At 38.6% G+C, this 13,860-nt stretch carries 14 protein-coding genes and 4 pseudogenes; 17 read left to right on the top strand and 1 reads right to left on the bottom strand.

What is annotated here, in order from left to right; translation table 11 throughout:
- Nucleotides 1-81: 81 nt before the first annotated feature.
- From JCM19033_RS17430 to JCM19033_RS17495, 17 genes and pseudogenes are all read left to right on the top strand, one after another.
- Nucleotides 82-957 (top strand): annotated as a pseudogene (locus tag JCM19033_RS17430) (Ku protein).
- Nucleotides 958-1,077: 120 nt separating this feature from the next.
- Nucleotides 1,078-1,592 (top strand): annotated as a pseudogene (locus JCM19033_RS17435) (PrpR N-terminal domain-containing protein).
- 138 nt (nucleotides 1,593-1,730) lie between these two features.
- Nucleotides 1,731-2,036 (top strand): hypothetical protein, encoded by a 306-nt coding sequence (locus tag JCM19033_RS24445; RefSeq protein ID WP_054637261.1) that lies wholly within the window; start codon nucleotides 1,731-1,733, stop codon nucleotides 2,034-2,036.
- Nucleotides 2,033-2,935 carry a sigma 54-interacting transcriptional regulator gene (locus JCM19033_RS17445; RefSeq protein WP_083465547.1) on the top strand — a complete coding sequence of 301 codons (903 nt, stop codon included), beginning with the start codon at nucleotides 2,033-2,035 and terminating at the stop codon, nucleotides 2,933-2,935. Before JCM19033_RS24445 ends, JCM19033_RS17445 begins: the two co-directional genes overlap by 4 nt.
- A 166-nt stretch (nucleotides 2,936-3,101) precedes the next feature.
- Nucleotides 3,102-3,661, top strand: a pseudogene (locus tag JCM19033_RS17450) (four-carbon acid sugar kinase family protein); the annotation flags it as partial.
- A 45-nt stretch (nucleotides 3,662-3,706) separates the two neighbouring features.
- On the top strand, nucleotides 3,707-4,339 hold the full coding sequence (locus tag JCM19033_RS17455) for a nucleotide-binding domain containing protein (protein ID WP_054637264.1): 633 nt from the start codon (nucleotides 3,707-3,709) through the stop codon (nucleotides 4,337-4,339).
- Nucleotides 4,336-4,671 (top strand): hypothetical protein, encoded by a 336-nt coding sequence (locus JCM19033_RS26420; protein ID WP_269758342.1) that lies wholly within the window; start codon nucleotides 4,336-4,338, stop codon nucleotides 4,669-4,671. Before JCM19033_RS17455 ends, JCM19033_RS26420 begins: the two co-directional genes overlap by 4 nt.
- The gene (locus JCM19033_RS17460) at nucleotides 4,668-5,366 is read left to right on the top strand and encodes a DctP family TRAP transporter solute-binding subunit (protein ID WP_269758343.1); all 699 of its coding nucleotides are present in this window, start codon (nucleotides 4,668-4,670) and stop codon (nucleotides 5,364-5,366) included. Before JCM19033_RS26420 ends, JCM19033_RS17460 begins: the two co-directional genes overlap by 4 nt.
- 69 nt (nucleotides 5,367-5,435) lie before the next feature.
- On the top strand, nucleotides 5,436-5,909 hold the full coding sequence (locus tag JCM19033_RS17465; RefSeq protein WP_269758344.1) for a TRAP transporter small permease: 474 nt from the start codon (nucleotides 5,436-5,438) through the stop codon (nucleotides 5,907-5,909).
- 5 nt (nucleotides 5,910-5,914) lie between these two features.
- On the top strand, nucleotides 5,915-7,189 hold the full coding sequence (locus JCM19033_RS17470) for a TRAP transporter large permease (protein WP_083465550.1): 1,275 nt from the start codon (nucleotides 5,915-5,917) through the stop codon (nucleotides 7,187-7,189).
- Nucleotides 7,190-7,201: 12 nt separating this feature from the next.
- Nucleotides 7,202-8,089 (top strand): lactate racemase domain-containing protein, encoded by an 888-nt coding sequence (locus JCM19033_RS17475; RefSeq protein ID WP_269758345.1) that lies wholly within the window; start codon nucleotides 7,202-7,204, stop codon nucleotides 8,087-8,089.
- Complete coding sequence (locus JCM19033_RS26425; protein ID WP_269758346.1) at nucleotides 8,086-8,454, top strand: hypothetical protein; 369 nt, start codon at nucleotides 8,086-8,088, stop codon at nucleotides 8,452-8,454. Before JCM19033_RS17475 ends, JCM19033_RS26425 begins: the two co-directional genes overlap by 4 nt.
- Nucleotides 8,455-8,483: 29 nt before the next feature.
- On the top strand, nucleotides 8,484-8,654 hold the full coding sequence (locus JCM19033_RS26430; RefSeq protein WP_269758347.1) for a hypothetical protein: 171 nt from the start codon (nucleotides 8,484-8,486) through the stop codon (nucleotides 8,652-8,654).
- A complete protein-coding gene (locus JCM19033_RS17480; RefSeq protein WP_269758348.1) occupies nucleotides 8,635-9,921 on the top strand; it encodes an aldehyde dehydrogenase family protein in 1,287 nt (428 codons plus the stop codon). Before JCM19033_RS26430 ends, JCM19033_RS17480 begins: the two co-directional genes overlap by 20 nt.
- A gap of 12 nt (nucleotides 9,922-9,933) precedes the next feature.
- On the top strand, nucleotides 9,934-11,130 hold the full coding sequence (locus tag JCM19033_RS17485; protein ID WP_054637265.1) for an iron-containing alcohol dehydrogenase family protein: 1,197 nt from the start codon (nucleotides 9,934-9,936) through the stop codon (nucleotides 11,128-11,130).
- 15 nt (nucleotides 11,131-11,145) lie between these two features.
- Nucleotides 11,146-12,143: pseudogene (gene pdxA, locus JCM19033_RS17490) on the top strand (4-hydroxythreonine-4-phosphate dehydrogenase PdxA).
- Between the two features lie 687 nt (nucleotides 12,144-12,830).
- A complete protein-coding gene (locus JCM19033_RS17495) occupies nucleotides 12,831-13,346 on the top strand; it encodes a (2Fe-2S)-binding protein (protein WP_054637266.1) in 516 nt (171 codons plus the stop codon).
- Between the two features lie 55 nt (nucleotides 13,347-13,401).
- Here the strand turns inward: JCM19033_RS17495 and JCM19033_RS17500 are convergent.
- Nucleotides 13,402-13,860 (bottom strand): 3D domain-containing protein (locus JCM19033_RS17500; protein ID WP_198153555.1); only part of this gene is annotated, 459 nt, incomplete at its 5' end.

Genomic DNA, 13,860 nt, shown 5'->3' on the forward strand with positions numbered 1-13,860 from the left:
TTTATGTTATTTATTATGGATTAATGAATGGATTGGTATCCTTCTGGTGCAAAATAACACAAAAAAGAAGGAGGCATATTCGTGCATACAATCTGGAAGGGAAGTATAAGCTTTGGACTGGTTAACATACCAATCAAACTTCATGCAGCAACAGAAAATAAAGACATTTCATTAAGAACTCTTCATAAAAAATGTCATACACCCATCAAATATGAAAAGGTCTGTCCAGTGTGTGAAGAAGAAGTCAATACGGAAGAGGTAGTGAAAGGGTATGAAATTACAGATGGGAAATTTGTTGTGTTTGAGGAAAAAGAGCTTAAAGAAATAAGAAAGCCAAATGAAGAAAAAGCAGTAGAAATTGTGGATTTTATAAACATAGATGAGATCGATCCCGTCTATTTTAATAGAAGTTATTTTATGTCACCAAATGATGGAGGCGCTAAAGCATACTCTTTATTAAGGAAATCCCTCAAGGATCCGGCCGTGTAGGCCTGGCCAAAATTATCATACGTTCTAAAGAGCAAATGGCTGTCATCCGCGAGTACAACAATACTCTTTTAATGGAAACGATACATTTTCCCGATGAAGTCAGAAATGCAGAAGAAGTTCCTAACATTCCAGCCGAGGATAATATAACGAAAAAAAGAGTTGGATACAGCAAGTTTACTAATCGACCAGCTTACAACCACATTTGAGCCTGGTAAATATGAGGACGATTACCGGAAGAAACTTCAAGAATTAATTGAAGCAAAAAAAGCCGGAAAAGATGTAGTCACTCGAACAGAAAAAGAAGAACCTTCTAACGTTACGGACTTAATGGAAGCTCTCCAAAGATCCGTAGATAAGAATAAGGAAAGTAAAACCAAAAAGAAATCTGGAAAAGAAAAAAGTCTGCACCTAGCAAGAAAGCTCAATAGAAGAGGCCTGTATAGTCAGGGAACAGGATCTAACATCTAAAGCGGAATAACTGATTTTTCCGTTTTAGATTTAGTCAATAAAAGAAAGCCCTTTCATATCCTGTGAAGGTGTTGTAATATGTTACTAACACATGTTGAATAATGAAACAGGGTGAAAGAAATGGAAAAAATCCTAGTCATAGCTCCCTACTCGGGGTTAGCCGATGTATTTAACGAAGTTAAGCAAGACCATAACAAAAACATTGATATTCAAATTGGTAATCTAGAGGATGGGGTAGAGTTAGCAAAAGCAGCCGAATCAAATGGATACAATATTATTATTAGCAGGGGAGCAACAGCAAAAATGATTCGTGAAAACTGCTCCTTACCTGTAATCAACATAAATATTACAGGATATGACATTTTGAGAACAGTGGCTCTAATGAAAGGGTATCAGGGGAAAATCGGAATCATGAGTTATTTTAATGTAATTCATGGTGCCGATTCAATAAGTAAATTGCTAGATATTGACCTGACATTTTTACCTATCAATACACAAAGTGATATAAAAAAGAGCTTGATAAAGCTTGGAAGGATGGCGTGCAAGTTATTATTGGTGATGTAATATCAACCACTGAAGCGGAAAAGATGGGACTTCACGGCGTTTTGATTAATAGTGGAAAGAGGCATGTATAGAAGCTATAGAAGAGGCTGAGGAAGTATTTTATTATCAAAGATTAGAAGTTAGGAAGCTGTTAACTCTTGTGAGTAACATAGAGGAAGGTGTTTTCTAACGAGTAGATCAGGAGAATGCATACAAGCAAACTCTAAAGCATGTACTCTTTTGGAGTGGAGCCAGACACTCTTCTACACAAGAATATAAATAAGGTATCCTCCTTTCTGGATATTAGCCAGACATCACTACAGCAAAAGACGGAGGAATTAGAAATACCATACAATGGAAGGGCGATACATGTACGAAAAGTACCAGTTGTAGAGAAGTCAGTGGTCATTGCTGTCTTTGTGTTCGTAAAACCCTCACCTGCTGCTCTTGGAATACAAAGAAAAAGAGGAAGAGTAGTTAATTATAGCCAACCTTACACTCACTTTAATCATGTCGTTGCTAACTCTGAAAAATGAGTCATGTAATTAGCTCCGCGAAAAAATTAAGCAAATCAAACCTGCCACTTCTTATTTATGGAGAACACGGCAGTGGGAAAACAGTGTTAGCGCAAGCCATCCATAATGAAAGCTCTAGGACAGGAGGATTTGTTACGGTATCTTGTCGGGATTCCAATGCTGAGGAACTAGATGAAATTTTATTTGGCAGGGACAAGGGTGCTTATCCTCGTTCAGGAGCGGTAGAGAGAGCAAAAGGTGGCACTTTATTTATTAAAGAAATTGGTTCTATGCCAAGCAGTCTCCAATCGAAGTTCCTAACACATGCAGGAAAAGAATTAGTATATAACTCTTCTAATGAAAGTTTCCGGATAATAGTGTCCAACACTATCCCCTTAGATATTTTAGTAAATGAAGGACTATTAAATGAAAATTTGTATAGATCTTTGAAATCTTTTAGTATAACTGTGCCCTCATTAAGAGAGAGAGAAGAAGATATAAATGATTTAATTCGCTGGTTCATTGCGTCTTCCAATAAGAAGTTAGGCAAACAAATTGTAGGATTAAGTAATGAAGTGAAGACTTTTTTGCTAGAGTACGATTGGCCTGGTAACGTAACGCAATTAAAAAACATTATTTATCAAATGTGTTTGGTTAGTAACGGTCCATTTATCGAGAACACAGACGTTAAAGATATCCTGCAACAATTGGATCACAAGGAGACAAAAGTGAAAAGTTCAACAAATTCAGCAGTAAACATAACTGGTAAAACGTTAGAAGAGATTGAAAAGGAAGCTATCCTATTGGTTATGAAACTTGAAAATTTTAACCAATCTAGAGTGGCAAAAAAGCTAGGAGTGAATAGGACTACTTTATGGAGGAAATTAAAAGAAATGGACATAAAGAACCAAAGTGTTTAAAAATGAAACAATTTAAAAAATAAATACTATTGAAATATTAAACATGTAAGCGTTATAATTTAGATATTCACTCAACAATCAATACCATGTTCCTAGAAAGGAGGAGCGACTTATTGAGAGTATCACAGTACTAGCAGATGATTTAACAGGAGCAAATGATACAGGGTTGCAATTCTTTGAACAAGGGTTTTCAACCAGAGTGGTAGTTAATTCGGAAAGAGCTACTCTTAAAGAGAACTGGGTAAACGTTTTAAATTTAGAGACCCGTTCGAAAAGTGAGGAAGAGGCAAGAAAATGTTTTGAGCAATTCTCAACGAAACTAATAGACTCGGAATCTATCGTTTATAAAAAAGTAGATTCTACTTTCAGGGGACATATTGGAGTAGAAATAGATGCTTTAATTGAAAAAGGAAAGTTTGACTTAGCTATTATAGCTCCATCGTACCCCATTAATGGAAGGGTTATTAGGTCGGGAGTACAGTACGTAAAAGAAGTGCCTCTGCATGAAACCCAGTTTGCAAAAGATAAACAATTTCCTATAGAACCTCATCGGTTGAGAAGTTATTAGAAAGTCAATCTAAACATTTAACTCGTCATGTTGGATTTGAAAGCGGTTTCTCTGTAGATGAAATACAAGAAGAGATTTATCAAGCGAAAAGAGACGGAGTAAAATTACTATCTTTTGATACAAGGGAGCAAAAAGACCTTGATTGCATTGCTGCTGCTAGTCTTGCTGTCCAAGAGAGATTTTTTTGGGTTGGATCAGCTGGCTTGGCTAATTCGTTAGCAAGGGTCTTAAAAAGCAAATTAAATCTCCTTAATCCTTCATCGCAAGATAATAAGGACCTTGCTCGTGATGATAGTAGGTTCTTAGGGATTGTTGGAAGCCAAAATGAAGCAAGTAACTTACAAGTGAATTACGCAGAAAGAAACGGGACCTCTATCACAACTCTAGACCCTCTAAGTTTGACAAAGCTAGGGTTGAAAGAGGTAGAACCTTGTTCCTTGCATGAGTTAGAACAAATTAAAGACATATCGGTATTTTCTGTCCAAACTCAAAGCAGTAATTCAGAAGAGTGGGCAAAATATTTAAGCAAATACTCATATATTGGAAATCTTATTGCGAAAGGGCTTGGAACGCTAGGAAGTTATTTATTATCAAAACATAAAATTAACGGTATTTTTCTAACTGGCGGAGACATAGCTTATCAAACATGTTGTTCTGCAAATATAGATACATTAAATATTGTAGGTCGTCTAGATGAGGGCATCCCAATATGCATAGTTCCAAAAGGAGCATATAAAGGGATGATCGTTGTCACTAAGGCCGGAGGTTTTGGTAAAGAAGATTCATTATTAAAAGCTATTAATATTATAAACAACCAAGGAGGATTAGTACGATGAAAAAAAGATGGTTAGTAGGTAGTGCACTAGTACTGGGAGCTGTATCTCTTTCTGCATGTGGAGGGAATGGAGATGATGGAAACACAGAGGCAAGCGGAGACGGAAACGGAAACGGGGAAGAAACCTATACCCTTGCAATAGGGCACACTTTAGCCGATACTTCCCATTACCAAGAAGCCTTATTAGAGTTTCAGGATATGATAGAAGAGCGTAGTGATGGCAGAATTGAAGTAGAGTTATTTCCTGACAGTGCCCTTGGCGGCGAAAGAGATATGATAGAAAGCGTTCAACTTGGAAACCAAGAGATGGTATTGACTTCTACTGGCCTATGAGTGGATTTGCTGAAGAAGTTACAGTTGTTGACTTGCCATTCCTATTCCGTGATCATGATCACGCACATGGAGTTCTGGATGGGGAAATTGGACAAGAATTACTAGAAAAGCTTGAACCAACAGGGTTAATCGGACTTGCATGGTGGGAAAATGGTTTCCGTCATGTAACAAATAGCGATGGTCCAGTAGAAACACCTGAAGACCTAGCCGGCCTTTCGCTAAGAACAATGGAAAATGATATTCATATGGATGCTTTCCGGGCTATGGATGCTGACCCAACACCTATGGCTTTTGGTGAATTATTTACAGCACTCCAACAAGGAGTGGTTGACGGACAAGAAAATCCTATACCTGTAATTCAAACCTCTAGGTTTTATGAAGTTCAAGACTATTTGTCCCTTACAGGCCATGTATACAATCCATCAATTCTAGTTATCTCAGAAGAAGTCTACAACAGCATGCCTGAAGACTTACAAGAAATCCTCCGTGAAGTGGCTCAAGAGGGTGCTGAGTTAGAGAGAGAGATTGTTCAACGCATGGAAGAAGAGTACATTGAAAGCTTAAAAGATGAAGGTATGGAAGTTATTGAAGATGTTGACCTAGAGCCGTTTATTGATGCAGTACAACCAGTTTATGAGAAGTATAGTGACGTGTTTGGAGAAGACCTTATTGAGTCAATTCAAAATCACGAGTAAGGAAAAGGGAAGAAATTGTGGGGCGAGTGTTTCTTACTCGGCCCCCTTTTTGAAAGGTAGTGACTGAATGTGAGTATAATCGTTCGTGGTATTGATTATATAAATTGGGTAATTAAATACGTCATAGGAATTACACTAGGTTCTATGGCAGTAATTATTGCCTACCAGGTATTTTCTAGATACGTATTGGGAACCTCTCTTTCTTGGTCAGAAGAGCTTTTACGGTACCTGATGGTCTGGGTGGTTTTTTTAGGTGCAGCAGTAGCTTTAAGGGAAAAAAGCTTAATTGGGATAGAAATGTTTGTAGAACGATTTCCTGAAACAATACACAGAATTCTAAAAGTTTTTTCTTACATAGTTTGTATGGTGTTCTTTATTTTCATCATGTATAAAGGGATAAACGTTTTAGAATCTGTAAGCAATCAACGTTCTCCTGCAATGAGGATCTCAATGGTATGGCCCTATGCAGCAATGCCTATAGGAGCCTTCTTTATGCTTTTAAATAGTGTTGCAGTACTTATTGAGATGTTTAGAAAGGAATGAGTTAATTGGTCACAATCCTAGTTATTACACTCATCCTGTTGTTCATGTTTAGTGTTCCCATTGCATTTGCATTAGGGATATCATCAACAGTGGCTATATGGTTATCGGGAACTATGCCACTAGAGAGTATTGTGCAAAGGATGTTTAATGCGTTAGACCTTTTTCCATTACTGGCCATACCGTTTTTTATACTTGCGGGAAGCTTAATGGAAACAGGAGGTATTTCACGACGTTTGATTAATTTTGCTAATGTGATTGTTGGTGAAATGAAGGGTGGCTTAGCCGCAGTTGTCGTTGTCACCTCAATGTTCTTTGCAGCTATTTCTGGTTCAAGTCCAGCAACAGTTGCCGCGATTGGTTCTATTTTGATTCCAGCCATGATTGCAAAAGGGTATCACAAGGATTTTGCTGCTTCTGTCCAGGCTGTTTCTGGTGGAATTGGGGTTATTATTCCGCCAAGTATCCCTCTGATTTTATATGGGGTAACAGCTCAGGTTTCAATTGGTAGTTTGTTTCTGGCAGGTATCCTTCCTGGAGTAATGTTAGGCATTTTATTGCTTATTACTGTTTATATCATTTCTAAAATGAGAGATTACAAAGGCGGGGAAAGTTCAAATTGGAAAGAAAAAGGCGTTGCTTTTAAGGACGCATTATTAGCATTAATGATGCCGGTTATTATTCTTGGTGGTATCTATGGGGGGATCTTTACTCCAACAGAAGCTGCGGGTGTAGCTGTAGTGTATGCATTTATTGTAGGATTCTTTGTGTATAGAGAAATTACTGTAAAAAATCTTATGAATATTTTCATAAAGTCCTCTATTACAACGGCTATTATCATGATTATTATTGCAAATGCCGGTGTATTTGCCTATATACTAACTAGGCAGCGAGTGCCTCAAACAATCGCAGAACAATTCACACAATTCACAGAAAGTCCGCTTGTCTTTCTATTGATTGTAAATGTGTTCTTGCTTATTGTGGGGATGGTGTTTGAAACTTCAGCCGCAATTATTATTTTGGCTCCAATCTTAGTGCCTGTAGCTATGACTATGGGAATTGATCCGGTTCATTTTGGTATTATTATGGTTGTAAACTTGGCTGTAGGAATGGTTACACCACCAGTAGGTGTCAACCTATTTGTAGCAGCCCAAATAGCAAATACTACCTTAGAGCGAATAGCTTGGGCGGTCATTCCTTTCTTGATTGTACTCATAATAAATGTGCTGATCATCAGCTATATACCTGAAATTTCAACTTTCTTGCCTTCAATCTCAAATTAGGAGGAATTTATTATGACTTCTTATCCCAAAGTTGCTAAGATACGTCAATCTTTTGATCGACCACAAGTCACGGCCATTGAGCAGTTGGTTTCTGAGGAATTAGACAAAGAAGACATTAAATGCCAAATTAAACCGGGTGCAAGTATTGCTATTACAGCTGGAAGCAGAGGAATTGCAAATATTGCATTAATCATTAAAGAAGTGATCAGGCAGTTAAAAGAAAAGGGAGCAAACCCATTTATTGTCCCAGCCATGGGAAGTCACGGCGGAGCCACAGCTGAAGGACAGGTTAAAGTGCTTAATAGTTTAGGTATTACGGAAGAATATAGCGGAGCCCCTATCAAATCTTCTATGCAAACAGTGCAAATAGGCACAACTGAAGAAGACCTTCCCGTTTATATGGATAAAAATGCTTATGAAGCTGATGGAGTAATTGTTATGGGAAGAATAAAGCCCCATACGGATTTTCGTGCAACCATTGAAAGCGGAATTTGCAAGATGGCTTCCATAGGACTGGGGAAACATGATCAGGCTTTAGCTTTGCATACATTAGGCATTCACGGAATTAGGGATGTGATGCCTAAGGCTGCAAAAGTGATTTTTGATTCCGGGAAAGTATTATTTGGGATTGGAATTGTCGAAAACGCTTATGATGAGACAGCGATTATTGAGGCGATACCTACTAAGAATATTTTTGAAAGAGAAGCTGAACTATTACAGCAAGCTAGCCAGTTTATGCCTTCCCTCCCTGTGAAAAATTGTGACATCCTTTTTGTCGATGAAATTGGAAAAAATTTCAGCGGAACGGGGATGGATACAAACATTATAGGAGGATTAGAATTAGTGGAGTGCGAGAACCTGAAAATCCCCAAATTAAATATATTATTGTTGGTGATGTGAGTGCTCCTTCTCATGGTAATGCCTTAGGCATTGGGTTAGCAGACCTTACGACTGAACGTTTACTTAATAAAATTAACTTTCAGGCAATGAATGAAAATGTTATTACGAGCACCTTTTTGGCACGTGCTTCTATTCCGATTGTTTTAAAGAATGATAAAGGGGCATTAGAAGCAGCAATGCGTGGTAATTGGGGAGTTGATGGCCAGGACACACGTTTTGTGAGAATACCAAATACTCTTGAAATTTCTACGTTATATGTTTCAGAAACGGTATTTGAAGAGATAAAAGACGATAACTCTATTGAAGTCCTAGAACCTCCCCGGGATATAATTTTTGATGATAAGGGTAACTTCCCTAACTTTTAAATATTTTTATTAAATGGAAGGTGATTAGAATGAGTGAAAAAGTAGTACATTATCCCCACTATATTGGTGAAGAGAAACTTACGAACAATGAAGTTATTAATGTTGAGGACAAATTTGAAAATACCCCTTTAGCCACGATTTCAAGAGGGTCAAAGACGGAAATTGATAAAGCTGTAAAAGTTGCAAAAGAAAACGTTTGAAACCGTTAAACTAACTCCTACAGAAAGAGCTGATCTTTTAGTAGCTGCTGCTCAAAAGTTTAAAGCGCGTAAGGAGGAACTTGCTGAAACGATTGCTCGTGAGGTTGGAAAAGTAATTAACGATGCCCGGGGTGAGGTAGATAGAGGCATTCAAACCTTTCTGGCAGCAGCAGAGGAAGGGAAAAGAATTACCGGTCACACTGTTCCAGTAGAAGGGCAGAGTGGAAATGAAAATAGAATGGCTTTTACAATTCGTCAGCCTGTAGGCGTAGTAGCGGCCATTACTCCTTTTAATTTTCCTTTTAATTTAACTGCTCATAAGCTTGCCCCTGCTTTAGCTGCAGGAAACACTATTGTATTAAAGCCTGCTGAAAAAACACCACTTAGTGCTATTAAGATGGTTGAAATATTGAGAGAAGTAGGCTTTCCGGCGGGATATTTAAATGTAGTAAATGGTTATGGTCATGAAGCTGGACAGCATTTATTAAAGCATCCAGATGTAAACATGTACACCTTTACTGGAAGTCCAGATATTGGTCGTCTAATTAAAAGTGAAACTGGAATCAGGAAGGTAACATTAGAGCTAGGCAGTAATGCTCCTAATATCGTACATAAGGATGTAGAAAACCTCTCTGAAATTGCTCAATCATGTGTTCAAAAGGGTGTTATCCACAATGGCCAGGCTTGTATTTCTGTTCAAAGAGTTTACGTACAAGAGGAGGTTCTTGATGCATTTTTAGAGGAGGCAAAAAATGCAGCTGAATCCTTAGTGGTAGGCGATCCAATGAAGGATGAAACTCAAGTCGGGCCTATGATTGATAAAAAGTCTGCTGAAAGAATTGAAAGCTGGGTAAACGAAGCAGTAGAACAAGGTGCTACTGTGGTTTCAGGTGGGAAACGGGAAGGCTCTATCTATTATCCAACAGTATTGACAGACGTTAAACCTGAAATGAAAGTAGTATGTGACGAGGTATTTGCTCCAGTTATTGTAGTTGTTCCTTACAAAGACTTTAATGATGCTATAAAACAAGCTAATGATTCCCGGTACGGACTTCAAGTTGGTGTATTTACTTCCAATATCCACTTAGCAATGGAAGCAGCAAAAACTTTACAATTTGGTGGAGTAATTATAAATGACGTATCCACATTTAGAGCTGATGTCATGCCATATGGCGGTATAAAAGATAGTGGTGTTGGAAAAGAAGGGCCTAAATATGCCATCGAAGAAATGACTGATGAGAAAATTATTGTTTTAAATAACAGGTAGCGGAGGGATAGTATGAGGAATACATGGACAGTACACTCAACTGAAACGATGGTTTTTGGCAATGGAGCTATTCAGGAACTACCAAAGCTTTGCAGAAAATTTGATGCCAAGAACGTATTAATTGTGACTGACCAAGGCATTAGGAATGCGGGTTTAGTCGAGGTGATCTTAGACGTACTATCTGATTTTAATGTAGAAGTCTACGATAAAGCTGTGCCAGAACCACCAGTAGAAAGTGCCGTGGAATGTTTGGAAGAAGCCAAGAAACAAATGCAGGTCGATGTCATTATTGGTTTAGGCGGTGGAAGCAGCATTGATTTAGCAAAAGTTGTGGCGCTTTTATTAGAACACGGAGGCGAGCCTAAGGACTATTTTGGCGAAAACCAAGTGCCTGGAGCGATAGCCCCATTAATTGCTATTCCTACTACTGCAGGTACGGGGTCTGAAGTTACTTCAGTGACTGTCTTAACTGATAATGAAAATAAAATAAAAACTGGTATTTCCGATAACAACTTAAGGCCAAAAGCTGCTTTACTTGATCCTGAATTAACGCTGAAGTTGCCTGCTTATGTGACTGCATGTTCTGGAATAGATGCATTAAGTCATGCTGTGGAAGCTTATACAGCAAAAGAGTCACAGTACATTGACGCTGAAGGAGAGCTTTTATTTCAGGGTGCAAATCCTATGAGTGATTCGCTTGCACTGCAGGCTATCCGTTACATTGTTGAATACCTGCCATTAGCTGTTAACCAAGGGACTAATAAAGAGGCTCGTTATTATATGTTACTAGGAAGCCTACTTGCCGGCCAAGCATTTTCAAACGCTGGCACTGCGGCTGCGCATGCACTTGCATACCCTATTGGAGGAATCGTAAAGTCTCCCCATGGTGAACTAACGGGTTTATTACTGCCTCATGTATTGAAACACAATAAAGCGGTAATAACTGATAAACTAGCTTTTGCAGAAAGAATGGTAGATTCTACAAAAGCAGATCTTAATAAGGATGAGGCTGCTGATTCGTTTATTTCACGTATCGAACAGTTATTAGTTGATATTAATTTACCGGCTCGTCTATCTGAGATTGGTGTAAAAGATGAAGATATTGATACCATTGCTGAAAAAGCACTAAAAATAGAAAGACTGATCAGAAATAATCCTAGAGTACCAACAGTCGAAAGCTTTAAAACGTTACTAAAGAATGCATTGTAGAAAGAGAGGGTTCCTATGAGTAAGCCAGTAATTTGCATGACTATGGGAGATGCGGCAGGTGTCGGACCGGAAATCATTATGAAGGTCCTTACAGACTCGGAAGTTTACGAATGGTGTCATCCTCTTGTCGTGGGAGATGCTAAAATATTACAACGCGCTGGAGAAATAGTAGGTTCTAATATGCCTATAAATTCCATTCAATCTGTTAATGAGGCTCGATTTGAAGTAGGAAAGGTTGATTGTGTAGATTTAGATTTGCTACCAGAGGATCTTCCTTTTGGAGAAGTTTCTTCAAAGGCTGGTGACGCAGCTTATCGTTATATTGAAAAAGCGGTTGAACTAGCTAAGAATAAAGAAATAGACGTCATTTGTACTGCTCCTTTAAACAAGGAAGCTCTACAAAAAGGTGGTCACAAATATCCAGGACACACCGAGTTATTAGCTCATTTAACAGATACAAAGGAATTTGCAATGTTCCTTTCTTCACCTAAACTGAAGGTAATTCATGTAACCACCCATATTGGTTTGATAGATGCTGTTAAGAGTATAAAGCCTGAAAGGGTTTATAACGTTATAAAAATGGCAAATGATACCTTAGTCAAAGCTGGAATAAAGGAACCACGGATTGCTGTCTGTGGAATTAATCCACATGCAGGTGAAAATGGTTTATTCGGCTATGGTGAAGAAGAAGAGAAAGTACTCCCTGGAGTAAAGAAAGCACAAGAAGAAGGGATTAATGCTACAGACCCTCTTCCAGCTGACACTCTTTTTTTCCGTGCAGTTAGAGGAGACTTTGATGTGGTAGTAGCTATGTATCATGATCAGGACACGGCCCTATTAAGGTATTAGGTTTAGAATCTGGGGTTAATATTACTGTGGGACTGCCAATTTTAAGAACAAGTGTAGATCATGGAACGGCTTTTGATATTTCAGGGAAAGGCATTGCTGATGAGGCAAGCCTTAAAGAAGCTATTCGTCAAGGGGTAGAATTAGCACCAAAGAATATTCAATAGAGGAAAACGCGTATTACACCTAAAGTTAGACCGAACATAGCTACTCGTTTTTAGTAGCTGGTCTTCTTTAGGTTTTTTGTTTTCATTTACAGCCATGTCTTATAAAATACAACTCAATCAACAACAGACGTTTTGGTATTTTATTAATAATTACATTAATAAGTATTAAAAAGAATAGAAGGGCACAAATACAAAGAGTACAATGTTGTGAAAGTCATACTGGCCTTTAGTATAAGACTACCTTCAGGTTTCATCTTTATTGCGTAAGCCCCATAATCATTCAATTGCAGTCATAGTTAAGGTGCAGGACTTCCTTACCTCAGAGCAAGAGGACATTGTAATATCCTTACAAGTCTATAGAAGGAAATTTTCCTAAGCCAGGTCTCTTGTGCCAAAGGAGAGTAAAGAAAAAGGAGAGTAATACAGTGTTGATGTAAATACTGGAGAATTAGCAATATGTGGCATAAAAAGCAGTACTGCACATATAAAAAAAGCTTTCTCTTTTGCAGAGTTAGAAAGAGATAGTGTTGCTGCTGATTTCCTGGCTCATAGAATAAAAGTCATCCAGGGAGAAGATAGGAAGGCAGCTGCAGCGAACACCATCACATATATAGCGCTTGCCACCGCTGGTCTTTATTATTTTTCATTAAAGAATAAAGTCTTTCCCTCGTTTATCTGGGAGATTCTATGATTGGAGAAAGCATGGAAAGGCCGTTAACATTATCTGTTTTTCTACAAGACTTAGAGTTTTCCAGGGTGGAAATAACGGAAGAAGTAAGTCTCAGTATTGCAGGAAAGTTATTTCACAGCCAGCAAAGAGTATTACACACACTTTCTGCACTAAGCAGCCTTCCATTTAATCAATGCTGGGCGTTATATGATCATGGGTTCTTAAGTGCTTCTTCTCTTTTTCGGTTAACTCTACACGAACGAGCAAGAGTAGAAGAAGGGAGACTTGCATTAAAACGTCTGCCGCCTGAAATCTTTGGATCTGTGCGTAATCCATTTGATGTTAAACGCAGATATGTAGACAGCTGGTGGAAACCGGTCGAAAAACTCCCTTTAAAGGCTACCTGCTGTTTAATGTACAAAACAGGCAGACGTAAAGAGTATTGTTATACCTGTCCTAAACTCACGAAACAAGAGAGAGAGAAGGCTGCATCATCCTTTCAACAGCAATACGGTGTCCGAAAGCCTTGGTAGTAAAAGATCCCCGGATTTATCCTGAAACAGGATACCCGGGGATCTTCTTATATTATTAGTCAATGACAGTTACTTGTACATTTTGGCGACCAAAGTTAACGGCATCTCCACGATCTTGCATGTATAGGTCGATGCGGTTTCCTTGGATGTTCCCGCCAGTATCTCCGGCAACAGCTTCGCCGTAACCTTCTACATATACAGTAGAACCAAGTGGAATAACATTAGGGTCAACTGCGACTACACTTTGATTCGGATTAGCATTAAGATCAATACCAGTAGCTGTTACACCAGTGCATCCTGCACAGTTAGCAGTATATGCAGTAGCTTCCATAGTCATAGTTTGTCCTTCAGCTTCGCTTACGTCAGCTGTGTCTTCTTCAACTGGAGTTTCAGCTGCAGGCTCCTCTGTTGCAGTTGGAGTTTCTTCTGCAGGCTCTTCAGCTGGAGCTTCTTCTTCAGCCGGAACTTCTTCTGCAGGCTCTTCAGCTGGAGCTTCTTCTTCAGCCGGAACTTC

This window comes from Thalassobacillus sp. C254, from assembly GCF_001310615.1.

Excerpts from the sequence above, each read along its gene's own strand:
- JCM19033_RS24445 (WP_054637261.1), top strand. The coding sequence starts at position 1,731 with ATGTACTCTTTTGGAGTGGAGCCAGACACTCTTCTACACAAGAATATA.
- JCM19033_RS17445 (WP_083465547.1), top strand. The coding sequence starts at position 2,033 with ATGAGTCATGTAATTAGCTCCGCGAAAAAATTAAGCAAATCAAACCTG.
- JCM19033_RS26430 (WP_269758347.1), top strand. The coding sequence starts at position 8,484 with ATGAGTGAAAAAGTAGTACATTATCCCCACTATATTGGTGAAGAGAAA.
- JCM19033_RS17495 (WP_054637266.1), top strand. The coding sequence starts at position 12,831 with ATGATTGGAGAAAGCATGGAAAGGCCGTTAACATTATCTGTTTTTCTA.
- JCM19033_RS17460 (WP_269758343.1), top strand. The coding sequence starts at position 4,668 with ATGAGTGGATTTGCTGAAGAAGTTACAGTTGTTGACTTGCCATTCCTA.
- JCM19033_RS17485 (WP_054637265.1), top strand. The coding sequence starts at position 9,934 with ATGAGGAATACATGGACAGTACACTCAACTGAAACGATGGTTTTTGGC.
- JCM19033_RS26420 (WP_269758342.1), top strand. The coding sequence starts at position 4,336 with ATGAAAAAAAGATGGTTAGTAGGTAGTGCACTAGTACTGGGAGCTGTA.
- JCM19033_RS17475 (WP_269758345.1), top strand. The coding sequence starts at position 7,202 with ATGACTTCTTATCCCAAAGTTGCTAAGATACGTCAATCTTTTGATCGA.